Genomic DNA, 23,993 nt, shown 5'->3' with positions numbered 1-23,993 from the left:
GTTCGGTGGGCCCACGCGGATGACCATTGACCTCGGAAGCGAGGGCCGGGTCCGCGACATGCGTTGCGATCAAGGTTGACCTACGGGATTCCTACAGGGAAGGCTGGGACACTTTGGGGTAAGGTAGGGGCCATTATCCAACGCTCTTTTCCCCTTCGGAGTAATTTTCATGTCCCTCACCACCAAGGCAATTTTCGCCGCCCTCACCCTGACCCTCGCGCCCGCAATGGCGTCTGCGCAAAGCTTTTCCTTCACCAGTCCCGGTGGCGGTTACGGGATCAACCTTGGCATCAATCCCTATGCAGGCATCCCCGGCGTGCCAATGCGCCCGCCGATTCCGGTGCAGCCAGTTCAGGCCGAGGATTGTGGTGCGCAACAGTATCGGAGCCTTGTGGGCCACCATGTGTCAGTGGCCCATAGCTATGGTATTCAGGCCCGGTATTTCACGCCCGACAGCCCCTATGGCACGTTGAATTTCCTACCCCGGCGCCTGAATATCAACACCGATGACAACTACATCATCGACCGGGTTTATTGCGGATAATCGCCGCTGCGGGCGGGCGGCCTTGCGTCGTCGCCCGATTCCCCCTATATCCCCCTCAACAGCGGCGCCGACACGATGGCACCACCGACATTCTCAGCGGGCCGCGTGGCCCGCTTTTTTGTTTTTAAGGGCCCATTTTCTTGAGGGGACGCATGTCTGATCTGATCGCCAAGACCTCCATTGACCGCCGGATGGCGGAAATCGTCTCGCCCTCGATTGAGGCGCTGGGGTTCGAGGTCGTGCGCATCCGGGTGATGGGCGGCAAGACCAACACCCTGCAAATCATGGCCGAGCGCCCCGATGGCGGCATCGACGTGGACGAATGCGGCCAGATTTCCGACGCGATTTCTGTGTTGCTGGATGTCGAGGATCCTCTGGAAGAAGCCTACGCCTTGGAAGTTTCCAGCCCGGGCATCGACCGCCCCCTGACACGGCTCAAGGATTTTGAGACGTTTGAAGGGTACGAAGCCAAGCTGGAAACGACCGAGATGATCGGCGGTCAGCGTCGTTTCAAAGGTGTGCTTGCTGGCGTGGAAGATGGCGAAGTTCTGATCAATCTGGAACAGGGCAATGAAACGGTGACTGTCGGCCTCAACTTCGAATGGTTGAGCGACGCCAAGCTGGTCCTTACGGACGAGCTGATCAAAGAAATGCTGAAACAACGCAAAGATGCAGGCCTCATCAACGAGGCTGACTTTGACGATATTGAAGAAGAGCCCGGCGACGATGACGCCGCTGGCGCGAAGGAGTAAGACATGGCCATTACATCAGCCAACCAGCTGGAATTGCTGCAAACCGCGGAAGCGGTCGCACGCGAGAAGATGATCGACCCCGGCCTTGTGGTCGAGGCGATGGAAGAATCCCTCGCGCGGGCGGCGAAGTCCCGCTACGGCTCCGAAGTCGATATCCGCGTCTCCATCGACCGAAAGACAGGCCGCGCCACCTTTACCCGTGTGCGCACCGTGACCGATGCCGATGAGATCGAGAATGAAAAGGCCGAGCTGTCCCTGAAAGAGGGTATCTCGACCGTGAAACTGGAGCGTCCGAATGTTGTGGTCTTGAACGCCAAGGCTCACACCTACGACGAAGATGGCGAGGTCGTGGAAACCCGCGACGTGCGCCGTTTCGTGCTGCGCAAGCCCAACGACAACGACCGCATCATGATGGAAGGTGTCGATCAAACGGCCGACCCCGTCGTGGGCGACTTGATTGCCGACGAAGTGCCGCCCGTGGAAATGGGCCGGATCGCCGCGCAATCGGCCAAGCAGGTCATCCTGCAGAAGGTGCGCGAAGCCGAACGCGATCGCCAATACGCCGAGTTCAAGGACCGCGTGGGCGAGATCATCAACGGCGTCGTCAAGCGCGAGGAATACGGCAACATCATCGTCGATGTGGGTGCCGGTGAAGCGCAACTGCGCCGCAACGAAAAGATCGGCCGCGAAGCCTACCGCAACGGCGACCGTATCCGCTGCTACATCAAGGATGTGCGCCGCGAGAACCGCGGTCACCAGATCTTCCTGTCGCGCACCGCGCCCGAGTTCATGCGTGAGCTGTTCAAGATGGAAGTGCCGGAAATCTATGACGGCATCATCGAGATCAAGGCCGTCGCCCGTGATCCCGGCTCTCGCGCCAAGATCGCCGTTATTTCCTACGACAACGGCATCGACCCCGTGGGTGCCTGTGTCGGTATGCGCGGCTCGCGTGTGCAGGCTGTGGTGAACGAGCTTCAGGGCGAGAAAATCGACATCATTCCGTGGAACGAAGACGCGCCGACCTTCCTGGTGAACGCGCTTCAACCTGCCGAGGTCTCCAAGGTTGTTCTGGATGAGGACGCCGGCAAGATCGAAGTCGTGGTTCCCGACGAGCAGCTTTCGCTCGCCATTGGTCGCCGCGGTCAGAACGTGCGCCTGGCCTCTCAGCTGACCAACCTTGATATCGACATCCTCACCGAGGAAGAAGAATCCAAGCGCCGTCAGGCCGAGTTCGAAGAGCGCACGAAGCTGTTCATGGACAGCCTCGATCTGGACGAGTTTTTCGCACAGCTTCTGGTTTCCGAAGGCTTTACGGCCTTGGAAGAAGTCGCCTACGTCGAAGCGGACGAGCTTTTGGTCATCGACGGTGTGGACGAATCCACTGCCGAGGAATTGCAGGCCCGTGCCCGCGATTACCTGGAAGCCCAGAACAAAAAGGCGCTGGAAACCGCAAAAGAACTGGGTGTCGATGAGACCCTCATTGCATTTGACGGTCTGACACCCCAAATGTTGGTTGCTCTTGGTGAAGATGGCGTGAAGACGCTGGAAGACTTCGCCACCTGCGCCGACTGGGAACTGGCCGGTGGCTGGACGACCGACGGCGGTGAGCGAATCAAGGATGACGGTGTTCTAGAGCCCTTTGAGGTCTCGCTTGAGGAGGCGCAAAACATGGTAATGACGGCACGCCTGCAACTGGGTTGGGTCACAATCGAGGAATTGGAAGCCGACGCCGCCGCCGAATCTGAAGCAGCCGCTGAGGAGGGGGCAGAGGGCTAAGGCCCTCGGCCCGGATCCGCGAATGTCTCGTGGTGGCCAACATAAGGACCGAAGTGACGGTCCCGAGCGGAAGTGTATCGCAACCGGGGAAATCGCGCCAAAGCGCGGTTTCATCCGCTTTGTGGTGTCTCCCGATGGGCAGGTTGCAGCGGATACGCTGGAAAAGCTGCCCGGCCGTGGCATGTGGGTCAGCGCGGATCGTGCCGCGCTGGAACTTGCCGTGAAGAAGAACCTGTTCTCGCGCGCCGCAAAACAGCCTGTGCAAGTGTCCCCGGACCTTGTGGAGCTGGTCGAAAAGCAATTGACGCGCCGCGTAACCGATTTGATCGCCTTGGCTCGCAAGAGCGGGAAAGCGGTCGCAGGTTTTGAGAAAGTGAAGGACTGGCTGGCGAATGAAAACGTCGGCGTGCTGCTTCAGGCCTCCGATGGGTCGGAACGCGGCAAATCGAAACTGTGGACCCCGGAAGGGGCCAGATACTTTGGCATTCTGACCGCCCAGGAATTGGGTTTGGCTTTCGGACGCCAAAGTGTGATACATGGCGCGCTTGCCGCTGGTGGCTTGGCCCCTCGTGTTGTAGAGGAAGCCCGGAAACTCCAGGGACTGCGCATCGCAGACGGTGGCCAGACCACCGAGAAGGACAGACGGAACGCATGAGCGACGAAGATGGAAAAAAACCCCTTGGCCTCTCCGGTGGGGCGCGGTCAGGCCGCGTAAACCAGAGCTTTTCACGGGGTCGCACCAAATCTGTGGTGGTCGAAACCAAACGCAAGCGCGTGATGGTGCCCAAACCCGGTGCGCCCTCTGCTGCGATGCAAAACGCCGAAGGCGGCAAACGCAACAAGTCGGTGCCCGACGCCGAGATGGAGCGTCGTCTGAAGGCGTTGCAGGCCGCCAAGGCGCGTGAAAGCCAGGAAGCCGAAGAACGTGTGCGGGCCGAGCGGGAGCGTGAAGAAGAACGCAACCGCCGCCGCGCCGATGCCGAAGCCAAAGAGCGTGAAGAACGCGAGCGCGTCGAAGCGCTGAAGGCCAAGGAAGAAGAAGACGCCCGCCGCAAGGCCGAAGAAGAAGCCCGCCGCAACGCGCCGCCCGAACCGGCTGCACCTGCTGCGGTTGCCGCTGATCCAGCGGCCGCGCCTTCCGGTCCCCGTGGTGGTGGCAAAGCCGCCCCCGCCCGCCGCGAGCCCGAGCGTGACAACAAGCGCAACGACCGTGGCAACCGGGGCAACGACGCCGGTGGACGCCGCTCTGGCAAGCTGACCGTCAATCAGGCGATGTCTGGTGGCGAAGGTGGCCGTCAGCGCTCCATGGCGGCGATGAAACGGAAACAGGAACGTCAGCGTCAAAAGGCGATGGGCGGCTCCGTTGATCGTGAAAAGGTTATCCGCGACGTGCAGATCCCAGAGACGATCATCGTCTCGGAACTGGCCAACCGGATGTCCGAGCGTGTCGCAGACGTCGTGAAGGCGCTGATGAACAACGGCATGATGATCACCCAGAATCAACCGATCGACGCCGATACCGCGGAACTGATCGTCGAGGAATTCGGCCACCGCGTTCAGCGTGTGTCCGATGCTGACGTGGAAGACGTCATCGACACGATCGAGGACGATGAAGACAAGATGGTCACGCGTCCCCCGGTCATCACGATCATGGGTCACGTCGACCACGGTAAAACCTCGCTTCTGGATCGTATCCGGCAGGCCAACGTCGTTTCTGGCGAAGCGGGCGGGATCACCCAGCACATCGGTGCTTATCAGGTGACAACCGAATCCGGCGCGGTTCTGTCGTTCCTCGACACCCCCGGCCACGCGGCGTTCACGTCGATGCGGGCGCGTGGTGCTCAGGTCACGGATATCGTGGTTCTGGTTGTTGCGGCGGACGATGCCGTGATGCCCCAGACGATCGAGGCGATTGCCCACGCGAAAGCGGCAGAAGTGCCGATGATCGTGGCAATCAACAAGATCGACCGCCCTGCCGCCGACCCGCAGAAAGTGCGCACGGATCTGCTGCAACACGAGGTCATCGTGGAAGCAATGTCTGGCGACGTGCAGGACGTGGAAGTCTCGGCCATGACTGGTCAAGGCATGCCAGAGCTGCTGGAAGCCATCGCGCTTCAGGCGGAACTGCTGGAACTCAAAGCCAACCCCGACCGTGCCGCTCAAGGTGCCGTGATCGAAGCACAACTTGACGTGGGCCGTGGTCCTGTTGCCACCGTTCTGGTGGAAAAAGGCACGCTGCGCCAAGGCGATATCTTCGTCGTGGGTGAGCAGTGGGGTAAGGTCCGCGCATTGGTCAACGACCAGGGCGAGCGGGTCAAGGAAGCCGGTCCCTCGGTTCCGGTTGAGGTGCTCGGCCTCAACGGTACGCCCGAAGCCGGTGACGTTCTCAACGTTGTGGAAACCGAAGCGCAGGCCCGTGAGATCGCAGAATACCGCGAGCAGGCCGCCAAGGACAAACGCGCCGCCGCCGGTGCCGCTACAACCCTCGATCAGTTGCTGGCGAATGCCAAGGCGGATGAGGGTGTGCGCGAATTGCAGGTGGTGATGAAAGCCGACGTGCAGGGCTCTGCCGAGGCGATCGTCCAGACGCTGGAGAAAATCGGCAACGATGAAGTGCGCGTGCGCGTGCTGCACTACGGTGTTGGCGCGATCACGGAAAGCGACATTGGCTTGGCCGAGGCGTCCGGCATCCCGGTGATCGGTTTCAACGTTCGGGCAAATGCACCTGCGCGAAACGCCGCGAACCAAAAGGGCGTGGAGATCCGCTATTATTCGGTAATCTACGACCTCGTGGATGACGTGAAAGCAGCCGCTTCCGGCCTTCTGGGCGCGGAGATCCGCGAAAACTTCATCGGCTACGCCAATATCAAAGAGGTCTTCAAGGTCTCGGGTATCGGCAACGTTGCGGGTTGTCTCGTCACCGAGGGCGTCGCCCGACGCTCTGCCGGGGTGCGCTTGCTGCGCGACGATGTGGTGATCCACGAAGGTACGCTCAAGACGCTCAAGCGCTTCAAGGACGAGGTCAAAGAGGTCCAGTCCGGTCAGGAATGCGGCATGGCGTTCGAGAACTATGAAGATATCCGTCCGGGCGACGTGATCGAAATCTTCGAGCGGGAAGAGGTCGAGCGGTCGCTCTCCTAATCCCAGCACTTAATTATAAGAAAGGGCGTCCCATTGGGGCGCCCTTTTTTGTTGGCCGGCCGCACAGCACGGCCCGTCTCACGACAAACGAAAAGGGCGCCCCAATGGGACGCCCCCGATCTGGGAGAGATCAATTTCGCTACGACTTAGTTGTCGTCGTCAGCCGCGGACAGACGGTCGAAGATGTCCGAGCCGTAGGAAGGTGTGCCGGAAACAACAGTCGCGCCGTTTTGGCCTGTCAGATCATCCGCGGAGTCTGCGGATTGGTTGAAGATTGCGAAGGCTTCGGCCAGCGCGGAAGTACCCTCGGTGGAGACGCGAGTGCTGTCGTTGCCACGGAAGTCTACAACGTCAGAAGCAGAGGCAGCCGACTCGTTGAAGTGGGCGATTGCGAAGGCGGTCGAGGTCGACTGCGCTACAGCAGGAGCGGCGATGGAAGCGGCGAGGGCGGCGATGATTGCGATATTTTTCATAACGTTAGTCCTTTTTCTGGCTCATGTGGGTCGCGTTTATTCGCGGCCCTTGGGTTGGTTTGTTTTAGGGGAGCGAAGCGTTGTGCTCCGTTCCGATGACACAGATATGGACCTTCCCGCCGAGTGTTTCCATACACGTAATCGGGAGAATTGCGTAATATTAGTGCGTGAATGCACAGTCCTGTTTCCCCCATGCACCAATCCCACGGACCCGTGAAGCCTCGTCTCGCGGCCGTGAAAAAAGCAGAGATTTCTGCAACATTTGCCCCGTTCGGCCCAACGTGGGGGATTCGGACAAGGACCGCCGAAAACAAAAAAAGGGGACACCCAACGGCATCCCCTTGATCACTTCTTCGCCTCACTGCCCAAGCGTGGGCACGTCTTATTGCAGAAGCCGCTCGCTCATCCCCAGGGTTGGAAGCTCCCCGGTGAGTTGCGCCTCATAAATCGGCAGGCTCTCAATCACGCGCATGATGTAGTTCCGGGTTTCGGTGAACGGGACGTCTTCGATCCAGTCGAGGATATCGTCGGCCTCCCTTGGGTCGCCAAACCGCTCTACCCATTGCCGCACCCGACCGGGGCCCGCGTTGTACCCGATCGACACCAGAACGGGGTTCCCGTCATAGGCCTCTAACAACCCGGCGATATAGTTTGACCCCAGCAGCACATTGTAAGCGGGGTCGTTGCGCAGGCGGTTTTCCGAGAAGTCGATGCCCAGATCACCGGCCGAATCGCGTCCCGTGCCGGGCATGACCTGCATCAGCCCAATTGCCCCGGCACCCGAAACGACAACGGGGTCAAACTCGCTTTCGCGCCGGGCAATGGCCAAGGCGAAGGCACGCGGGATCGGCAGTGAGACATCCTCCAGATCCGCAAGGGGGTAGTAAGCAGGGAAAATTTCGTGGCCCGATTGCGCGGCCCGTTTGGCGACCAGAAGCGCGTAGTGCGGCTCTCCCAGTTCCAGCATCAAGCTGCCCATCATCCCGGCCTCGGTCTCGTCCAGCCGCTCGGTGATGTGGGTGAAGAAGCGTTCAGCCAGGTTCACTTCCCCGGCCTCATGCAAGAGCATCGCGGCGTGGAAAACATCGAGGTCGGCAAAGCTGGAGTTCCGCCAATCGCCGTAATCGCGCGTGCCAAGGAACTCGGGGTCCACGGGAAGCCCGCCACGTTCCTGCGCCAACTGGCCGTAGAAGCTGGATTGATACTCGGCCCCAAGGGCATAGCCCGCAGCGGCGGCTTCGCCATTGCCTGCGGCTTCATGGGCACGCCCCAGCCAATAGCCTGCCCGCCCGACCGAGATCGGAGAGAACACAACCTCGCGGAACTGTTGAAAATGCATCGCGGCAATTTCAGCCCGGTCCAGTTGCAGCGCGCAATACCCCGCTATCCATTCCAGATCGGCGTAGCGGATATAATCTTCATCGGGATCAATATGGTGGTTGGCGGCATAGGTGTAACAAGTCTCGTGATCGCCTTCTCGCATCACGTCACGGGCCAGATCGGCGCGACGGCGGCCCCACTCCGCGGGGCGTCCCAAGCTGGCCGCAGAGGTAGAGCGTTCGGCCATCAGCTCTCCGGCGGTGTCCCAGTAGCCTTCGCGCATGCGCCAGATAAAGCGCTCATAGGCAAGGCCCGGGTCCCCTTGAAGGGCGGCAGGTATCGCGTCGATCAGGGCGTTCACGCCGGGGGCCTGTTCGCGCAGGGCCAGACGCGCCTCGGCCAAGGGAATGTACTCTTCGGGGACAAGGCCAAACATCGCACGGGCGCGGGTCTCGGAATTTTCCCACAGCAGGTTGTCGAGCCGCGCAATGTGGTGTTCTTCGGTCAGCCAATCGCCGAAAGCGCCGTTCAGAGCCTGCGCGTTGGTGCCCGTCATCACGAGAGAGGTCCAGGCGTTGACCACCACAGCCTCGGCCACCACCGGGTTGTTGGTGTCGGCCAGGGCCTGCGCCAAGGCCAACGCGCCAGCGCCCGTTTGGGGCAAGACATCGGCGAAATAATCCAGCACGGCGGCGGCTTCGCTGCCCACGGGAATAGAGGGTTCTCCCTGACGGCGAAGATAGGGCAAGCCGGGCCAATCGGGGTTTCGGTCCAGGAACGAGATATATTCCTCGAAACTGCCTTGCCCGCGGCGCAGGCGCGTCCAGGCCAGAATATCCAGCGCCACGGGGTCGGTCAGCCTGTGGGCGGCCTCGGACCCTGCGGCGAGATCACCGGCGCTGTAAGCCGCGAGAGCTGTTGAAAGCGCCTCTGGGGCGGATTGGGCGAGGGGGGCGGTCGTGCTCGCGAAAGAACACAGGACAAGGCTCGAAATCAGGCGTCGCATGGTCACGCGGCGTCTCCTACTTTAGTTGTCCCCAGAGCACCAAGATAGGGGAGTTGCACAAAGACGCAACTCACGAACTTGGCAATCGGGCGCGTGGCTTGTATTGGAGCGAGAAATTGCCACTCAAACCCCTATGTAAGGACGCGAATGATGTTCTATGGCTCGATGCCCGCTCTGGTCACTCCGATGACAAATGGTGCTGTGGACTTTGACGCGTTGAAACGTCTGGTGGACTGGCACATTGCCGAGGGGTCCAACGGGTTGGTGCCTGTGGGCACGACCGGCGAAAGCCCCACCCTGACCCATGAAGAGCACGAGCAGGTGATCGAGACGGTGGTGAAGGCCGCCGGTGGCCGTGTGCCCGTGATTGCCGGTGCCGGGTCCAACAACACCGCCGAAGCGATGCGCCATGTGGAACACGCCAAGGCTGTCGGGGCCGATGCGACGCTGGTGGTGACGCCCTATTACAACAAGCCAACGCAACGCGGTCTGGTCGCCCATTACGCTGCCTTGGCTGAAGTCGGCATCCCGATCTTCATCTACAACATCCCGCCGCGCTCCGTCATCGACATGACGCCTGAGACGATGGGTGAATTGGCCAAGCTGCCGATGATCGTGGGTGTGAAAGACGCCACCGCCGATTTGGCGCGGGTGTCCAAGCAGCGGGCGAGCTGCGGCACGGACTTCATCCAGATGTCCGCCGAGGATGCCAGCGCCCTGGGCTTCAACGCCCACGGCGGCGTTGGCTGCATCAGTGTTACGGCCAACGTGGCCCCGAAGCTCTGCGCCGAGTTCCAAGCCGCCATGCGCACGGGCGATTTCGCCACGGCCTTGCAGTATCAGGACCGTCTGATGCCCTTGCACGAGGCGATTTTTGCAGAACCCGGCGTGTGCGGCGTGAAATACGCCATGTCGGTGCTGGGGCTATGCTCGGACGAGGTGCGCTTGCCGTTGGTGGGTGTGGAAGACAGCACCAAGGCCGCGATTGAGGCTGCGTTGCGCCACGCAGGGCTGATTAACTAAGCCCACGACCGTAGCGACGGGCCTAGCAACGGGGCGCGGGAACGCCTATATCCCGCCCCATGGCCAAGAAACCCGAGAACCCGAATTACAAAGTGATCGCCGAGAACCGGCGTGCCCGCTACGATTATGCAATCGACAGCGATCTTGAGGTCGGGATCATCCTTGAGGGGTCTGAGGTCAAGAGCCTGCGCCAGGGCCAGTCCAACATCGCCGAGAGCTATGCCGAGGTGAAGGAGGGCGAGTTGTGGTTGGTGAACTCATATATCGCGCCCTACGTGCAAGCGAAGACCTTTGGTCACGAGGAGAAGCGACGCCGCAAGTTGCTGGCCTCGAAAAAAGAGCTGTCCAAGATGTGGAATGCCACCCAACGGGACGGCATGACGCTGGTGCCGATCGTGATGTATTTCAATCACAAGGGTTTGGTGAAGCTGAAGCTCGGCATCGCCAAGGGTAAAAAGGCGCAGGACAAGCGCGAAACTTCGGCCAAGCGCGATTGGGATCGCCAGAAGGCACGGTTGTTGAAGCACAACGGGTAACGCTGGCCGGGCGTGGTCTGCCGAGAGGGCGGTGCGGGCCTCGGGCGAGGGATTGAGTTGTATTTGCCAAGATGAAGGGGAGCGGTGCGCCCCCAAGGCTTGCGTGGCTTTTTGGAGCGGCGTAGGACACTTGGAGTCTATGAATTAGGAGTGCGCGACATGGCCGGAGTGATTAATGGCGACGACCCGAAGACGCTGGTCTCGACCGAGTGGCTGGCGGCGCATTTGAATGATCCCGATCTGCGGATCATCGACGCCTCGTATTACCTTGCCGACATGGGGCGCGATGCCCGAGCGGAATATGAAGCGGGACACATTCCCGGCGCCCGGTTCTTCGACATTGATGAGATTTCCGACGCGAGATCAGACTTGCCGCATATGCTGGCGCCGGTGGAGAAGTTCATGTCGCGGATGCGGGCGATGGGCATTGGGGATGGGCATCAGGTTGTGGTCTACGACGGGATGGGACTGTTTTCGGCGGCACGGGTTTGGTGGAACTTCCGCCTGATGGGGAAGTCGGACATTGCGGTTCTGGATGGCGGCTTGCCCAAGTGGATTGCCGAGGGCCGAGAGCTGGAGGATATGGCGCCGATCGCGCGGGATCGTCATATGACGGTGCAGCGGCAGGCGCATTTGGTGAAGGATGTCACGCAGGTCGCTTCGGCCAGCAAGTTGGGGGATTGGCAGATTGTGGACGCGCGTGCGCCGGCGCGGTTCCGAGGTGAGGAGCCTGAGGCGCGTCCCGGTTTGCGGGCGGGGCGGATTCCGAACTCTAAGAACGTGCATTATGCGACGTTGTTCAACGCCGATGGCACGATGAAAGAGGGCGCGGCCCTGCGTGCGGCGTTTGAGGCCGGCGGCGTGGATGTCGATAAGCGGATCATCACCACCTGCGGGTCGGGGGTGACGGCGGCGATCTTGATGCTGGGGCTGATGCGTTTGGGGCAAGAGGATGTGTCGCTTTATGACGGATCCTGGGCTGAGTGGGGCCAGTTTGAGCAGCTGAAGGTTGAAACCGGATGAGCCGCATGATCCCGGCGGGGACGACCGTTCCGTTCACTATCACCTATCTGGAAATGCCCGAGCGGCCGACCTACGGCCCCGCGCAACTGCCCGGCGATATTCGGCTGGAGCGGGCGATTGATCCGCCGGTCTGGTACTTCCTGTCGCTCTATGATGCGGTGGGGCGCGAGTACGAGTGGCAGGACCGGTTTGAGCAAGCCGAGCAAGACCCAGAGGCGTTGCAAGCCTTTGTGCGCAGCCCCGACGTCGTGATCTGGACTGCCATCAAGAATGGCTGGCCGCACGGGTTCTTCATGCTTGATTGGCGGGAGCCGGGGGAATGTGACCTCGCGTATTTCGGACTGGTGCCGCAGGCTGTTGGCGACGGCCTTGGGCCCTTGCTGGTGCAAACCGCGATTGCCACGGGGTGGGCGAGGGAGGGCGTTGAGAAGATGACAGTCAACACCTGTACGTTGGACCATCCGGCGGCTCTGCGTCTGTATCAAAAGATGGGGTTCGAGCCGGTCCGCCGAGAAGAGCGCGAGCGTGTCTTGACCTTTGATCGGGTCGAATGATGTTTGAGAATCTGACTGCTCCGGAGGCCGACAAGATCCTGCGCCTCATGGCGATGTTCGCGGCTGACACAAGGCCCGACAAGGTGGACCTTGGCGTGGGCGTGTACCGGGACCCTCAGGGGATCACCCCGGTGATGGATGCCGTACGCCAGGCCGAGGTGTTGATCGCCGCGCGGCAGCGGACGAAGGCTTACATTGGTCTTGCCGGAGATCCGGCCTTTGCCAGAGCCCTGGGCAACCTTATTCTGAGCGACACGGTGCCAGCGGACCGGTTGGCCACCTGTGCCACCCCGGGCGGTACCGGAGCCGTGCGGCAGGTGTTGGAGATGACCCGTCGGATTGCGCCCGATGCGGTGATCTGGGTGCCTTCGCCCACATGGGTGAACCACAACGCGATCATTGGCCACTTGGGGCAGACCGCGCGAAATTACCGTTACTATGATGCGGCCACGGGTGGGCTGGATCGTGGGGGGATGCTGGCCGATCTGGCGCAAGCAAAGGCGGGCGACCTGGTGCTGCTGCACGGCTGCTGCCACAACCCTACGGGCGCTGACCTGTCGCCTGATGATTGGCGAGCGGTTGGCGATATGCTGGAGAAAACCGGCGCTATCCCCTTTATCGACATCGCCTACCTCGGCTTTGCGGAGGGGTTGGAGGAGGATGCCTTTGGCACCCGCCACCTTGCCGCCCGTCTGCCCGAGGTGCTGATCGCGGCCAGTTGCTCCAAGAACTTCGGCCTCTACCGTGAGCGTGTGGGGCTTTGCATGGCGGTGACCACAGGCCCCGCCCCGAAAGAGGCGGCCGCCGGGATCATGGCGCACCTCAACCGGCAATCCTACGCCTTCCCGCCGGATCATGGCGCACGGGTGGTTCAGGTCATTCTGGATGATCCAGAGCTACGGGAAATGTGGGCGGATGAGCTGATGCTGATGCGCGAAACGATGAACCTCAACCGGGCTGTTCTGGCCAAGGCCTTGCGGGATGAAACGGGATCGAACCGGTTTGATTTCCTCGGAAATCAGCGGGGTATGTTCTCTCTCATCGGGGCCACGCCGGATCAGGTTGAGGCCTTGCGCAAGGATCACGGCATCTATGTTGTGGGCGATGGGCGCATGAACGTGGCCGGGTTGACGACGGAGACTATTCCGAAGGTGGCCCGTGCCGTGGCGCACGTGCTGGCTTGACGCAAAGCCCGTAGCAGCGTAGCCAGCGCGCCTGTCCAGAACGGGCCAAGTCTCCGACTACCTTGTCAAAACGGAAATGAAATTATGACCAAGCTTCTGCCCGGCATTCTTGCCATGGCGGCCATCGTGGTGGCTTCCAACATCCTTGTGCAATTCCTGTTCGGCCAATGGCTGACCTGGGGCGCATTTACCTATCCTCTCGCCTTTCTTGTCACCGATGTGATGAACCGCGTTTACGGCGCCCCTACCGCTCGCAAGGTGGTTTTCGTGGGGTTCGTCGTGGGTGTCGTCTGCTCTCTGATCGGGACGCAGATCATGGGCGAATTCGGCCCGCTTGTGACCCTTCGCATTGCGCTCGGCTCTGGCATCGCCTTCCTGACGGCTCAGCTTCTCGACGTGGCGATCTTTGACCGTCTGCGCGGCGGCGCTTGGTGGCAAGCCCCTGTAATCTCTAGCCTTATCGGGTCCAGCATCGACACGGCGCTGTTCTTCTTCATCGCCTTTTCCGCCGCCCTTTCCCCGCTTCTTCCCGGTGACGTGGCTTGGGCAAATGAGGCGCTTCCGATCCTTGGCGTGGGCCCTGAAGCCCCGCTCTGGGCCTCTCTCGCGATCGCAGATTGGGGTGTCAAACTTGCCCTCGCTTTAATCGCTTTGCTGCCTTTTCGACTCATCACACGGAAAATTATCGCACATCCTGCGTAAAAAGTTTTGACATCCACCAGATGTGTGCCAACCTGTGGATAGTTGAAACAAATCGGAAGGAGGTGATCCAGTGTCTAGAGGATTATTGGAGAATGGTGTCGGGACAACTTGGGGGGTCTGCCGTTAGGCAATCCTAGGGCCAACGCCCAACCCAGGTGAGCCGTAGCTCTCTACCGCGCCCACCTCCTGATTTCTCGAAAGGGCTGCTCACCTTGGGCAGCCCTTTTTAGTGCGTGATCCATCGGGTCACACCCTGTACACCGGGGCGTACACACCCCGTACATACGAAGATGAGGCCGATGCTGCGGATCACGGACGACATCACCATCGAAGATTGGGAGATCACCGAAAGCTTCGTACGGGCCAGCGGGCCGGGCGGGCAGAATGTGAACAAGGTGAGCTCTGCCGTCGAGCTCCGGTTCGAGGCGGCGCGATCCCCGGCACTGACGGATGCCGTGAAACGGCGGCTGCAACGGCTGGCGGGCAGGCGCTGGACGAAAGAGGGCGCATTGGTGCTGTTCGTGGCAGAGGAGCGTTCTCAGGCCCGTAACCGAGAGGTGGCCCGTGAGCGTCTGGCCGAGCTGATCCGCAAAGCCCTCGTCGCGCCAAAACGCCGGGTGAAGACGCGAGTGTCGTTGAACCAAAAGCGCAAGCGCGTGGACGCGAAGAAGCGGCGGGGGGAGATTAAGGCGTTGCGGGGTGGGGTTGGTGAGGAGTGAAGGGCGCCTAACCGATAAAATGGCTCTTGATATTTGCCTCGAGCGTTTCAATCAAAGTACTTTTAAATTCCGAACCTTTCGCCAATTGATCAGTGCCACCAGCCGCAGAAAAGAGCTCAGCAACGCTGTCGATGCCGAGTTCAATATCTGCTTCAGTCACTTTGCCTTTAAGTGAAGCGATTTGAGATGCGCTTATGCTGGCCGATTTGGCTGCCCAGCTCGCTACCCAGAGAAGACAATAGAAGCGAAGGTTATTGCGATCCCTCGCAGCGAGCTCGGATCTCAGTTTCAATGCGGTCTCAATTCGCCTTGTCACATCTGCGGCAACAAGGTAGGCGTCGATTGGATAATCCTCTGAAAACAAAGAGTTGTATACGGAATCTTCTTTTATAAGCGAAGACGGTCTAGCACGTGCGTTGTTTGGCTCCTGCCTAAGTAGTGTCATCATCGCCTGAGAGAGCAACGGAATGCTGATGATGCGAGACGCCGGACGCCCTTGATTCTTGTAATAGTTCTTTCTTCTGTCGTAATAATAGCCGCCCATCTTCAGAACATGCTCAATATCTCGCTGTATTTTGTCGGTTGCTCGCAGCGATGCCCTAGGAACCGCATTTTGACTATTTGTGGCCTTGATGATTTGATCTCTAACGGCTTCATCCTCAGATGACACAATCTTAACCATCAATAATCGACCGTTGTCTACACCGTGGCCATCGAAGAACGCTGATATTTGTGAACTAGTTTGAAGTCCGTTGACAATTTGCGGATTTTGAATGGTTACGCTATTTCCAGTAAGTGTAGCTTGGCTTCCAAGGATTGTTACGCCATTGTTGAGCCACCAAAAGTCAATACCGCCACTTTCCTTTAGAGTTTCGCTGATGTCGGTATTAACCTCTGTGGTGCCTTGATAGTCTCGAACATTTGACTCAAATAGGTCATGCCGAACAACATCGCCACCATTTCGAAGAAAAGAATTGAAATCAGCCAATTCGCAAAGGACTACATATCCGTTTTCACTGGTGAGAGATTTGGATAACCCAAGTTGGAAAGTTTCATTCGGCTGTTGTCGAGCAAGTTCTAATAGTTCATTCGCGCCCAAAAAGGAAAAGTTGACTGTGGCTTCGGAAAACAAGAGCTTCACAGCCGAAATTAATTCGTCGCGCTTCTTGGTTAGGTTTTCGTGAATGTCGCTATCGGCGCCAAGAGACGCATAGTTCATTCGTATGCTGAGCTTGGGAAACCTAGCGGCCAGCTTCCTGTACGTGTTTCGAAATATATCTAGCTTTTCTCTTACAATATCGTTGTATTGCGTGAGCGTCTCATAGTCTGCATTGAGCTCAAGCATTGCAGTAAGTGAAGATTTAATTCTGTTTATTGGGTCTTCCGAAAATCCGCCAGATGATTTACTTTGGATGATGATGAGATCAATTTCTACATTTTTTTTGTAAGCAGACAGTTCAGAGTCCTCATGAACGATATCACCATTAACAAAAGTGAATACAGAGTCGATGCCGCCATCGTGCTCTCCGTCAACTACTGCTGATTCCAGTTCTTCAAAGGTCGGCGAGAAATCCTTGGTGATTTGCTCTGCAGAGAATATCTCAAAATAATCCGGCAAGGATAATTCAGGCATACTTTCTTGGCGGCGCTGTTCGACAACTTCACCGAGAATCTGTTTAGCATTGTCAGACATTGAGCATCCTATTCTCGAAACGATTTTTTAAACAACTACGGCAACCGCTTCCTGCTCGCCAACCCCGAACACCCGCTTATAGCGCTCAATCTCCTCCGCTGGCCCCATGGCCTTCTCGGGGTTGTCGCTCAGTTTCACGGTGGGGCGTCCGTTGGCGCTCACAGCTTTGCAGACCAGCGAGAACGGGGCGAGGGCGTCGTCTTCCACGAGGCCACGGAAGTCGTTTGTCAGGAGCGTGCCCCAGCCGAAGGACACGCGGACGCGGCCGGCGAATTGTTTGTGGAGCGTCTCGATCTTGTCGACGTCGAGGCCGTCGGAGAAGATGATGAGTTTTTCGCGGGGGTCCTCACCTCGGCTCTTCCACCAAGCGATGGCGTTTTCGGCGCCCGTCGCCGGATCGCCTGAGTCGATGCGGATGCCTGTCCAGCCCGCCAGCCAATCCGGCGCGTTTTCAAGGAAGCCCGGGGTGCCGTAGGTGTCGGGCAGGATGATGCGGAGGTTGCCGGAATGCTCCTCATGCCAATCGGAGAGCACGTCATAGGGGGCATTGGCCAGCGCGGTGTCACCCTCGGCCAGAGCGGCGTAGACCATGGGGAGTTCGTGGGCGTTGGTGCCGATGGCCTCCAGATCCCGGTTTTTGGCGATGAGGCAGTTGGACGTGCCGGCAAAGCTGTCGCCCAGACCTTCGCGCATGGCCTGAACGGCCCAATCCTGCCACAGGAAGGAATGCCGCCGCCGGGTGCCGAAGTCGGCGATGCGCAGGGTGGGGTCGCCTTTGAGGCGTTCGATCTTTTCCCAGAGCTTGGTCATGGCACGGGCGTAGAGGACCTGGAGTTCAAACCGGCCCATGGTGTCCAGAACGGCACGGCCGCGCAGTTCCATCAGGATCGACAGGGCGGGGATTTCCCAGAGCATGACCTCGGGCCAGGCGCCCTCAAACGTCAGCTCATACTGATCGCCGACGCGTTCAAGGTGGTAGGCGGGGAGTTGCAGGTTCTCGAACCACCCCATGAAATCGGGGGAGAACATGGAGCGTTTGCCGTAGAAGGTATTGCCGCGCATCCACGTCGACTCGCCGCGGGTCAGGCGAAGGGAGCGGACGTGGTCGAGTTGTTCACGCAACTCGCCCTCGTCGATGAGGTCGGCGAGGGGGATGCGGGTGGAGCGGTTGATCAGCGAGAAGGTGACGGTTGTGTCGGGCTTGTTACGGAACACCGACTGGCACATCAGCAGCTTGTAGAAGTCGGTATCAATCAGGGAGCGGACGATCGGGTCGATCTTCCATTTGTGATTCCAGACGCGGGTGGCGATATCGACCATGGCTCTCTCTCCGTTTGCGGATTGGTTAGAGCAAGCCGGAGGCCGGGGCGCAAGGTGAAGCTCAACTGCGGTATTCGGGGTTCTCGAAGCCGAAGCGGGCCCCGGCGTCCCAGGCGGTGCGGTCGTTGCCCTCATTCGGGTAGCCGCCGGCGGACTTCAGAATTCGCGCGAGGTGGATGAGGTTCCAGGTCATGATGGTGGTGTTGCGCTTGGTGAAGTCATTGTCGAAGCCCACGCGGGAGCCGTCGTCTTTTTCGTCGCCGTATGAGGGGCCGGGTCCGGCCTCGCCGATCCAGCCGCAATCGGCTTGGGGCGGGGTGGTATAGCCCAGGTGGTTCATGGCATAGCCCAGTGTCATGGCGGCGTGTTTGATCCCGTCTTCGTTGCCGGTAATCACCGAGCCCGCGACCTTGTTGTAGAACACCGATTGGCCCTTGTCGTTCAACTCTCCGGACATGCCGTAGAGACGCTCGATGAGGATGCGACAGACGGAGGATTCCTCGCCCAGCCAAAGAGGCGTGCCGATGACGAGGATGTCGGCGGCGAGCACCTTTTGCCAAAGCGCGGGCCAGTCATCGCGGTCCCAGCCGTGGTCGGTCATATCCGGGTAGATGCCGGGGGGAACCTGGTAGCTGAGCAGGTGCAGATGTTCGGTCGTGACGCCTTGGGATTCCATGATGTGGGCGGAGGCGTTGAGCAGGAGTTTTGTATGGCTCTCGCTTGGGGTGCGTTTGAGGGTCGTGTTGATGAACAGGGCGCGGAGGCTTGGCGTGTCGGTCATGGGGGGTCCTTTGGGGCGGCTTTGGCGGGGTGCCATAGAGGTCAACGTGGTGAGTGGGGGTACGGTTCCCCCTAAGTTTGTTGTGCCCGGCGTTGAGCGGCGGGGGCATCTTGAAGGCGGCGCTTTGGGGCGGGGTTGGGGAGAGTTGTATTTGCCAAGATGAAGGAGCGGCGTGGGGAGGGCTGTGTTGTGGCCCCTCGTAAAGGGGGCGGATACGGGGTAGATCAGCGGGATGCAGAATAGAGAGCTTTTTCTTGTGGCGGTCCCCGGGTTGGAAGCCGCCTTGGCCACCGAGGCGCAGGCCTTGGGGTATGACCATGTCATGCAGGTGTCGGGCGGGGTGACTTGCGGCGGCGGGTTGGCGGAGGCAGCGCGGGCGAATGTGCAACTGCGCTGCGCGGTGCGGGTGCTTTTGCGCGTGGCCGAGTTTCGGGCGATGCATTTGGCGCAGCTTGATAAGAGATCCAAGAAGGTGCCGTGGACAGATTGGTTGCAGCCGGGCGTGTCGGTGCGCGTCGAGGCGGTGTGTCGGAAGTCAAAGATCTACGTGAACAAGGCGGCGGTTCAGAGGGTCTCGGGCGGGTTGGAGGCGGCGGGGATTCCGGTGGCCCGGGATGGTGAGATCAGCGTGAAGGTGCGGATCGACGATGATCTGTGCACCATATCGCTCGATACCACGGGAGAGGCGCTGCATCGGCGGGGGCACAAGGAGTTTGTCGGCAAGGCTCCGATGCGGGAGACCATGGCGGCGGGGTTTTTGGCGGAGATGGGTTTTGACGGGACGCAGGCGGTCGTGGACCCCATGTGCGGGTCGGGGACGTTTGTGTTGGAAGCCGCAGAACTGGCGCTGGGGTTGATGCCGGGACGGTCGCGGGGATTTGCCTTTGAGCAGATGGTCGGCGGCAGCGCGCTGGGCGGAGACAGGAGCCTCCGGCGGGGATATTTGAGGAACGAGGAATCGCGGGAGGGTGCTGCTTTGGCGCCCGCGTTCTTTGGGTTTGACCGCAACGATGGCGCGATCCGGGGGGCGGTGGCCAATGGGGAGCGGTCGGGCGTGGCGGAGGTTGTGAGATTCGAGCGCGGCGCGATCAGCGATCTGGAGCCGCCCGAGGGCGTGGCGCCGGGGATTGTTATAGTGAACCCGCCTTATGGGGGGCGGATCGGGGAGCGAAAGTTGCTGTTCGGTCTGTACGGGGCGCTGGGCGCGGTATTGGCCGAGAAGTTCGTCGGCTGGCGCGTGGGCATCGTGACAAGCGACGGCGGGCTAGCCAAAGCCACGGGGCTGGCGCTGGAAGGCGGCGGGCCGGTGGATCATTCCGGCACCAAAGTGCAGTTGTGGCAGGTCGCCCTTTGACGGGAACCATTGCGGCATCCATGCGTTAACAAGCGATTGCTGACGAAGGATGATCCCCGATGGAAGAAGTGAACGCGAACCCCGGTCTGATTTTTGACCGCATTGATGCCTGGCTTGACGGGTTGTTCCGACTGTTGCCGAATATTGCCGTCGCCGTGGTGCTGTTGGTCGTGTTCTGGTTCGTCGCCAAGGGTGTTGGCACCCTCGTGCGGCGGGCGGCCAAAAGCCGCGATCGCGAAAGCCTTGGCGAAGTGGGTGGGTCGCTGTTGCGCTGGGCGCTGGTGGTTGTGGGCTTCATGCTGGCGGTGACCGTCGTCGCGCCGACGATCACGCCGGGTGATCTGATTGCGGGGCTTGGTGTGTCCTCGGTCGCCATCGGTTTCGCGTTCAAGGATATCCTTCAGAACATGCTGGCGGGCGTATTGATCCTGCTGCGGCAGCCTTTCGAGGTGGGTGATCAGATCGTCTCGGGCGGTCATGAGGGCACGGTGGAGAAGATCGAGACGCGAGCCACGATGATCAAGACCTACGACGGACGTCGCGTGGTGATCCCGAACTCGGACATCTATACCGACAGTGTTGTCGTGAACACGGCCTTCGAGACGCGTCGGTCGGAGTACGATATCGGCATCGGTTGCAATGACGATTGGGACAAGGCGCGCCGGATCATGGAAGAGGTCTGCGCAAACACGGACGGCGTGGTGAGCGACCCTGCCCCCGAGACCATCCCCGTGGAGCTTGGCGATTTTGCCAACGTCGTGCGCCTGCGCTGGTGGACGAATTCGGACCGTGCGTCGCAGATCCATACCCACGGCCGGGTGCTGCAAAACGTTTACAAGGCGCTGGACGACGACGGGATCGACATGCCCTATCCGACGCAAGTGCACCTGTTCCACGATCAGACCGAGGAGACCGACGGCGACCGCGCCAAGCAGCGGGAGGGTTGGCCCGCCACGGGCGATGACCCGCGCCCAGCGAGAGAGCGGGACCGGGAGGCGCAGAAGTCAAACGGCAACGGCGGTGCGTCGGAGCAATCCGAGGGCCGAGCGGAGGGGTGATCAGCTTGCGTCAATCCGCGTGACACCGAAAAGCAGATCATCGTTCAGCTTTTCGCCGTGCAGCACGGAGATGTCGCCCGTCGTCTCAAGCACCACGGCGCGCACCTCGGTCACGTCCAACACGTTGGCCTCGCGCAGTTTGGCGAACAGGTCGTCGCGGGTGACGCGCGTCTTAGAGAGGGCGGCTTCGTTGACGATGCCGTCCTCCATCAGGATCACCGGCGCGTTCTGCAGAAAGGCGATGGCCGATCCGTCGGAGATGCGCAGTTTCGCAATTGCGAATTGCGTCCCGAGCAACGCCGCGATCGCAATCACCGCCTGCCAGAAGCCCGACCATCCGGTCGCCTGAGCCGCGCCTGCCAGAAGGGAGCCGGTGGCAACGGTCGCCACGAAATCAAAGGCGGTCATTTTGGAGAATGTGCGAAGGCCGATGATGCGGACAACAAGGATCACCCAGGCCAAGCCCACGATCGAGAGGATGATGGCACGGGCCAGGACGTCGAGCGTCGTGGAGTCGAAAAACATGAAAAACGCTCACTGTCTTTAAGAGGGTGTCGCGACCCTAGGGGGCACGAGCGGCGATGTCACGGCACTGGCAGAGCATCGGAGGTCAATGCAGAGGCCGCTTTGGGCGTGTCGCAGGAATTCAGGGCGTATCCGGGTTCAGCTCTTGCTGCCAATCAGAAATCGCCTCGACCGGATAGACCAGTTGCAGGGTGGATAGCGTGAGGTTGTCACGGCCAATCAGGCCCGCGGTCAATTCCAGAAGCGCCACCAACGCCAGCGTCACCGAGACGCGCAGGGACCAAGCGGCGAAGAAACCGGCCAGCATCCACAGGTAGTCAGCCACGGCGTTCAGGATCGAATCGCCCACGTATCCCTGATTCACGGTGGTGGCCCGGAATTGGCCCAGGACCCAATCGGTATGCTCGATGATTTCCCACCCGACGCCGGTGACGATGGCTGTCGCAAAGAGCCAGTTGAACGGCACGCGGGGCAACAGCGCGCGGCCGATCAATGCGATCAACACGCCGTGCAGGATGTGGCTGAGCGTGTACCAGTCGGCGATGTGTTGAGAGTTGCCGGTATCCCAGATCGACCCGACCCAGAGCCGCACGGTGCCACAGGTGCAGATCCACGGCTGACCCCAGAAAGCCAGGGTCAGCGCGATGAGTGGAATGCCGGCGGCAGCGGCGAAGTAGAGGGCGCGGCGGGTCATGGGCGGACCTACTGCACCGGGAAGTAATCCTCGCAATCGCCCTCGCGGTAGACGTCTGCGGTGCAGCAGTGCAACCCGCCGCCAAAGGCGTAGGCGTCGCGCAACTCCACGGGGATCACGTTCATGCCCAGTTTGTCCATCTGCTCGGCCTGATAGACCTCGGACTTCTCGACGCAGACGGTTTTCGGGTCCAGCACCAGCACGTTCATGCTGAGCCAGGTGGAGGAGTAGCACAGCGGCGGTGGCGCGTTGTGGGCGGGCTGGGCGGCATCGACGATTTCCCAGCCGTTCTTCTCGTACATCGCACGCTGATCCTCGGGCAGGCGGCGCTGCGGGTTGTTGAGGATCAGGCCGGGGCGCAGTGGCGTGAAGGTGGCGTCGATGTGGATCGGGTAGGGATCACCGGGGAAGTTGACGGTATGCACGCGGTGATCGGGGAAGTGGCGGCGCAGCCATTCGATGCCCTTGAGGTTGGTGGTGAAGCCATGTTGCACCACGAGGTCGCGGCCAAAACGCAGGACGTCGGCGGCGTCGAACAGCGGCTCTTCCTCGGTGGTGACGAAGAATTTCTCCTCGGCCCATTTCAGCCGCTGCGCATTGCCGATTTTGTCCGAGAGGTAATCGGGGTGGTAATCGGCATCCGTCAGGCGCGGCTTGGGCGCGGACTCGTGCCGGAAGTTCGGATCCTCGTCGAAGTACTTTTGCATCAGGGGGCGATAATTGAGGTATTCGAACCAGCGGCAGCGATAGGACATCGTCGCCTCCAGCATCTCGGAGCCGACGGTCAGCAGCACGTCACGGGGCGGCATGCAGCCGAACTGGCTGTCGGTGTGGAAGTCCGGCGTGGTGACGGGCTTGGAATGGTCGATGGAAGTGGGACGGTCCACACGGATGCCGCGGTCTTCCAATTGCTTTGCGAAGTTGTCCAGAAGCTCGTTGGCGCGATCAATCGTCTCTTGCGGGCGCTTGCCCCACTGACCGCGCATGTCGCTGTCTTCGGGGACCTTGGCGTCCAGCGCCGGCTCCTCAGGAGGGATGTGGCAATCATCGGCGCGGCCCACGATGACGTGACGCAGAGGGTCCCATTCGTTCCAGCTGTTAACGATAGTATTGGTCATGGGGGTCCCCTCCTGAACCTAGGTTTACGACGGTTTAGGAGGGCACGTGCGCCGGGGCAAGAGGGCCTAGAGGCGAAGGTCTGGAATGTCGCTTTGGCGGGCGCGCGCGGCGCGCAGCCCCAGGGACAAGCCACGCCCGATGCGGTGCGCCACAAGGGACCAGCGGGCGGCCACATCGGGGGGCAGAACCTCGGTCAGGACGTCGTCGAAAATGCCAAGCCAGATGGCAAAATGTTCGGGCTGGATGGCTGCCACGCCTGCGTGGGCCAACATCGGATTGCCGTCATAGACCGGGTCGCGCAGCAGGGCATTGCGCCAGAACCGGGCGATCTTGGCGATATGCGCCTCCCACACCTGGGGGTCGGTGCCGACGGTATGATGGAAGATTGGCGCCAGGTCGGGATTTTCCCGGACGCGCGCATAGAAGCGATCCAACACAAGGCGAATTTGCGCTTCGGTCACGTCGACGCGAGCAAGCGTGTTCACCACATGAAAGCCCACATCGCGAAGAGAATCACGGTCGCATAGACCAGCATGTTAAACATCGACCGGATCAGGCCCATGTCCTTTTCAGGATCAATGCCAAGCATCTGGCAAATCTTGGTGCCGGGCCAAAGAATCAGATCAACCATCGCCATCGCAGGGAATCCCTATTTAGCATTTACAATGCGCATTATATAGCATTGCATAATCCGCA

The 23,993-nt window shown here is 60.4% G+C and carries 24 protein-coding genes; 14 read left to right on the top strand and 10 right to left on the bottom strand.

The features are described 5' to 3' along the window. Window positions 1-169: 169 nt before the first annotated feature. The 5 genes from AADW23_RS03135 (at window position 170) to infB (ending at window position 6,213) form a co-directional block, all read left to right on the top strand. Complete coding sequence (locus AADW23_RS03135; protein WP_341863069.1) at window positions 170-544, top strand: hypothetical protein; 375 nt, start codon at window positions 170-172, stop codon at window positions 542-544. Between the two features lie 152 nt (window positions 545-696). After that, a complete protein-coding gene (rimP, locus tag AADW23_RS03130) occupies window positions 697-1,296 on the top strand; it encodes a ribosome maturation factor RimP (protein ID WP_341863068.1) in 600 nt (199 codons plus the stop codon). Between the two features lie 3 nt (window positions 1,297-1,299). Next, window positions 1,300-3,072, top strand: coding sequence for a transcription termination factor NusA (gene nusA / locus AADW23_RS03125; RefSeq protein ID WP_341863067.1), 1,773 nt, complete (start codon window positions 1,300-1,302; stop codon window positions 3,070-3,072). Window positions 3,073-3,094: 22 nt separating this feature from the next. After that, entirely contained in the window at window positions 3,095-3,727 is a 633-nt protein-coding gene (locus tag AADW23_RS03120) for an RNA-binding protein (protein WP_341863066.1), read from the top strand. Beyond that, window positions 3,724-6,213, top strand: a complete 2,490-nt coding sequence (gene infB / locus AADW23_RS03115; protein ID WP_341863065.1) for a translation initiation factor IF-2 — start codon at window positions 3,724-3,726, stop codon at window positions 6,211-6,213. The genes AADW23_RS03120 and infB overlap by 4 nt, the downstream gene beginning before the upstream one ends. 146 nt (window positions 6,214-6,359) lie before the next feature. Here the strand turns inward: infB and AADW23_RS03110 are convergent, their stop codons facing one another. After that, a complete protein-coding gene (locus AADW23_RS03110) occupies window positions 6,360-6,686 on the bottom strand; it encodes a hypothetical protein (RefSeq protein WP_341863064.1) in 327 nt (108 codons plus the stop codon). A 382-nt stretch (window positions 6,687-7,068) separates the two neighbouring features. Then, window positions 7,069-9,012 carry a lytic transglycosylase domain-containing protein gene (locus AADW23_RS03105; protein WP_341864267.1) on the bottom strand — a complete coding sequence of 648 codons (1,944 nt, stop codon included), beginning with the start codon at window positions 9,010-9,012 and terminating at the stop codon, window positions 7,069-7,071. A 150-nt stretch (window positions 9,013-9,162) separates the two neighbouring features. Between AADW23_RS03105 and dapA the strand changes: the two genes are divergently transcribed. The 7 genes from dapA (at window position 9,163) to arfB (ending at window position 14,753) form a co-directional block, all read left to right on the top strand. Beyond that, window positions 9,163-10,035, top strand: coding sequence for a 4-hydroxy-tetrahydrodipicolinate synthase (gene dapA, locus AADW23_RS03100; protein ID WP_341864266.1), 873 nt, complete (start codon window positions 9,163-9,165; stop codon window positions 10,033-10,035). Between the two features lie 59 nt (window positions 10,036-10,094). Further along, window positions 10,095-10,571 (top strand): SsrA-binding protein SmpB, encoded by a 477-nt coding sequence (smpB, locus tag AADW23_RS03095; protein ID WP_341863063.1) that lies wholly within the window; start codon window positions 10,095-10,097, stop codon window positions 10,569-10,571. 159 nt (window positions 10,572-10,730) lie between these two features. After that, window positions 10,731-11,594 carry a 3-mercaptopyruvate sulfurtransferase gene (sseA, locus tag AADW23_RS03090; RefSeq protein ID WP_341863062.1) on the top strand — a complete coding sequence of 288 codons (864 nt, stop codon included), beginning with the start codon at window positions 10,731-10,733 and terminating at the stop codon, window positions 11,592-11,594. Next, entirely contained in the window at window positions 11,591-12,148 is a 558-nt protein-coding gene (locus AADW23_RS03085) for a GNAT family N-acetyltransferase (protein ID WP_341863061.1), read from the top strand. The genes sseA and AADW23_RS03085 overlap by 4 nt, the downstream gene beginning before the upstream one ends. Next, window positions 12,145-13,332, top strand: a complete 1,188-nt coding sequence (locus tag AADW23_RS03080) for an amino acid aminotransferase (protein ID WP_341863060.1) — start codon at window positions 12,145-12,147, stop codon at window positions 13,330-13,332. The genes AADW23_RS03085 and AADW23_RS03080 overlap by 4 nt, the downstream gene beginning before the upstream one ends. Window positions 13,333-13,416: 84 nt before the next feature. Next, window positions 13,417-14,034: a queuosine precursor transporter gene (locus AADW23_RS03075; protein ID WP_341863059.1), complete on the top strand. Its 618-nt coding sequence runs from the start codon at window positions 13,417-13,419 to the stop codon at window positions 14,032-14,034. Window positions 14,035-14,333: 299 nt separating this feature from the next. After that, a complete protein-coding gene (gene arfB / locus AADW23_RS03070; protein WP_341863058.1) occupies window positions 14,334-14,753 on the top strand; it encodes an alternative ribosome rescue aminoacyl-tRNA hydrolase ArfB in 420 nt (139 codons plus the stop codon). 7 nt (window positions 14,754-14,760) lie between these two features. Here arfB and AADW23_RS03065 read toward each other — a convergent pair whose 3' ends face one another. The 3 genes from AADW23_RS03065 to AADW23_RS03055 form a co-directional block, all read right to left on the bottom strand. Continuing rightward, complete coding sequence (locus AADW23_RS03065; RefSeq protein WP_341863057.1) at window positions 14,761-16,446, bottom strand: AIPR family protein; 1,686 nt, start codon at window positions 16,444-16,446, stop codon at window positions 14,761-14,763. A gap of 27 nt (window positions 16,447-16,473) precedes the next feature. Beyond that, window positions 16,474-17,766 carry a nicotinate phosphoribosyltransferase gene (gene pncB, locus AADW23_RS03060; protein WP_341863056.1) on the bottom strand — a complete coding sequence of 431 codons (1,293 nt, stop codon included), beginning with the start codon at window positions 17,764-17,766 and terminating at the stop codon, window positions 16,474-16,476. Between the two features lie 61 nt (window positions 17,767-17,827). Then, window positions 17,828-18,547, bottom strand: coding sequence for an NAD(P)H-dependent oxidoreductase (locus tag AADW23_RS03055; RefSeq protein WP_341863055.1), 720 nt, complete (start codon window positions 18,545-18,547; stop codon window positions 17,828-17,830). Window positions 18,548-18,779: 232 nt separating this feature from the next. Between AADW23_RS03055 and AADW23_RS03050 the strand changes: the two genes are divergently transcribed. Next, the gene (locus tag AADW23_RS03050; RefSeq protein ID WP_341863054.1) at window positions 18,780-19,901 is read left to right on the top strand and encodes a class I SAM-dependent RNA methyltransferase; all 1,122 of its coding nucleotides are present in this window, start codon (window positions 18,780-18,782) and stop codon (window positions 19,899-19,901) included. Between the two features lie 59 nt (window positions 19,902-19,960). Next, window positions 19,961-20,959, top strand: coding sequence for a mechanosensitive ion channel family protein (locus tag AADW23_RS03045; protein WP_341863053.1), 999 nt, complete (start codon window positions 19,961-19,963; stop codon window positions 20,957-20,959). Here the strand turns inward: AADW23_RS03045 and AADW23_RS03040 are convergent, their stop codons facing one another. The 5 genes from AADW23_RS03040 to AADW23_RS03020 form a co-directional block, all read right to left on the bottom strand. After that, window positions 20,960-21,484, bottom strand: a complete 525-nt coding sequence (locus tag AADW23_RS03040; protein ID WP_341863052.1) for a YetF domain-containing protein — start codon at window positions 21,482-21,484, stop codon at window positions 20,960-20,962. It lies immediately after the preceding gene. 121 nt (window positions 21,485-21,605) lie between these two features. Further along, window positions 21,606-22,178 (bottom strand): DUF2585 family protein, encoded by a 573-nt coding sequence (locus tag AADW23_RS03035; RefSeq protein ID WP_341863051.1) that lies wholly within the window; start codon window positions 22,176-22,178, stop codon window positions 21,606-21,608. 8 nt (window positions 22,179-22,186) lie between these two features. Then, on the bottom strand, window positions 22,187-23,296 hold the full coding sequence (locus AADW23_RS03030) for a serine/threonine protein kinase (protein WP_341863050.1): 1,110 nt from the start codon (window positions 23,294-23,296) through the stop codon (window positions 22,187-22,189). 66 nt (window positions 23,297-23,362) lie between these two features. Continuing rightward, the gene (locus tag AADW23_RS03025; RefSeq protein ID WP_341863049.1) at window positions 23,363-23,782 is read right to left on the bottom strand and encodes a group III truncated hemoglobin; all 420 of its coding nucleotides are present in this window, start codon (window positions 23,780-23,782) and stop codon (window positions 23,363-23,365) included. Beyond that, window positions 23,779-23,934, bottom strand: coding sequence for a hypothetical protein (locus AADW23_RS03020; protein ID WP_341863048.1), 156 nt, complete (start codon window positions 23,932-23,934; stop codon window positions 23,779-23,781). Before AADW23_RS03020 ends, AADW23_RS03025 begins: the two co-directional genes overlap by 4 nt. Window positions 23,935-23,993 lie beyond the last annotated feature (59 nt).

Origin of the sequence: Gymnodinialimonas sp. 57CJ19, from assembly GCF_038396845.1 — a bacterium.
Lineage (GTDB): Bacteria > Pseudomonadota > Alphaproteobacteria > Rhodobacterales > Rhodobacteraceae > Gymnodinialimonas.
Note: the sequence above shows the minus strand (reverse complement) of the source record. Positions and strands in the feature narration are given on the sequence as shown.

Bases quoted from the DNA above. Each gene is read 5' to 3' on its own strand.
- AADW23_RS03135 (WP_341863069.1), top strand. From the start codon at position 170: ATGTCCCTCACCACCAAGGCAATTTTCGCCGCCCTCACCCTGACCCTC.
- rimP (WP_341863068.1), top strand. From the start codon at position 697: ATGTCTGATCTGATCGCCAAGACCTCCATTGACCGCCGGATGGCGGAA.
- nusA (WP_341863067.1), top strand. From the start codon at position 1,300: ATGGCCATTACATCAGCCAACCAGCTGGAATTGCTGCAAACCGCGGAA.
- AADW23_RS03120 (WP_341863066.1), top strand. From the start codon at position 3,095: ATGTCTCGTGGTGGCCAACATAAGGACCGAAGTGACGGTCCCGAGCGG.
- infB (WP_341863065.1), top strand. From the start codon at position 3,724: ATGAGCGACGAAGATGGAAAAAAACCCCTTGGCCTCTCCGGTGGGGCG.
- AADW23_RS03110 (WP_341863064.1), bottom strand. From the start codon at position 6,686: ATGAAAAATATCGCAATCATCGCCGCCCTCGCCGCTTCCATCGCCGCT.
- AADW23_RS03105 (WP_341864267.1), bottom strand. From the start codon at position 9,012: ATGCGACGCCTGATTTCGAGCCTTGTCCTGTGTTCTTTCGCGAGCACG.
- dapA (WP_341864266.1), top strand. From the start codon at position 9,163: ATGTTCTATGGCTCGATGCCCGCTCTGGTCACTCCGATGACAAATGGT.
- smpB (WP_341863063.1), top strand. From the start codon at position 10,095: ATGGCCAAGAAACCCGAGAACCCGAATTACAAAGTGATCGCCGAGAAC.
- sseA (WP_341863062.1), top strand. From the start codon at position 10,731: ATGGCCGGAGTGATTAATGGCGACGACCCGAAGACGCTGGTCTCGACC.
- AADW23_RS03085 (WP_341863061.1), top strand. From the start codon at position 11,591: ATGAGCCGCATGATCCCGGCGGGGACGACCGTTCCGTTCACTATCACC.
- AADW23_RS03080 (WP_341863060.1), top strand. From the start codon at position 12,145: ATGATGTTTGAGAATCTGACTGCTCCGGAGGCCGACAAGATCCTGCGC.
- AADW23_RS03075 (WP_341863059.1), top strand. From the start codon at position 13,417: ATGACCAAGCTTCTGCCCGGCATTCTTGCCATGGCGGCCATCGTGGTG.
- arfB (WP_341863058.1), top strand. From the start codon at position 14,334: ATGCTGCGGATCACGGACGACATCACCATCGAAGATTGGGAGATCACC.
- AADW23_RS03065 (WP_341863057.1), bottom strand. From the start codon at position 16,446: ATGTCTGACAATGCTAAACAGATTCTCGGTGAAGTTGTCGAACAGCGC.
- pncB (WP_341863056.1), bottom strand. From the start codon at position 17,766: ATGGTCGATATCGCCACCCGCGTCTGGAATCACAAATGGAAGATCGAC.
- AADW23_RS03055 (WP_341863055.1), bottom strand. From the start codon at position 18,547: ATGACCGACACGCCAAGCCTCCGCGCCCTGTTCATCAACACGACCCTC.
- AADW23_RS03050 (WP_341863054.1), top strand. From the start codon at position 18,780: ATGCAGAATAGAGAGCTTTTTCTTGTGGCGGTCCCCGGGTTGGAAGCC.
- AADW23_RS03045 (WP_341863053.1), top strand. From the start codon at position 19,961: ATGGAAGAAGTGAACGCGAACCCCGGTCTGATTTTTGACCGCATTGAT.
- AADW23_RS03040 (WP_341863052.1), bottom strand. From the start codon at position 21,484: ATGTTTTTCGACTCCACGACGCTCGACGTCCTGGCCCGTGCCATCATC.
- AADW23_RS03035 (WP_341863051.1), bottom strand. From the start codon at position 22,178: ATGACCCGCCGCGCCCTCTACTTCGCCGCTGCCGCCGGCATTCCACTC.
- AADW23_RS03030 (WP_341863050.1), bottom strand. From the start codon at position 23,296: ATGACCAATACTATCGTTAACAGCTGGAACGAATGGGACCCTCTGCGT.
- AADW23_RS03020 (WP_341863048.1), bottom strand. From the start codon at position 23,934: ATGGCGATGGTTGATCTGATTCTTTGGCCCGGCACCAAGATTTGCCAG.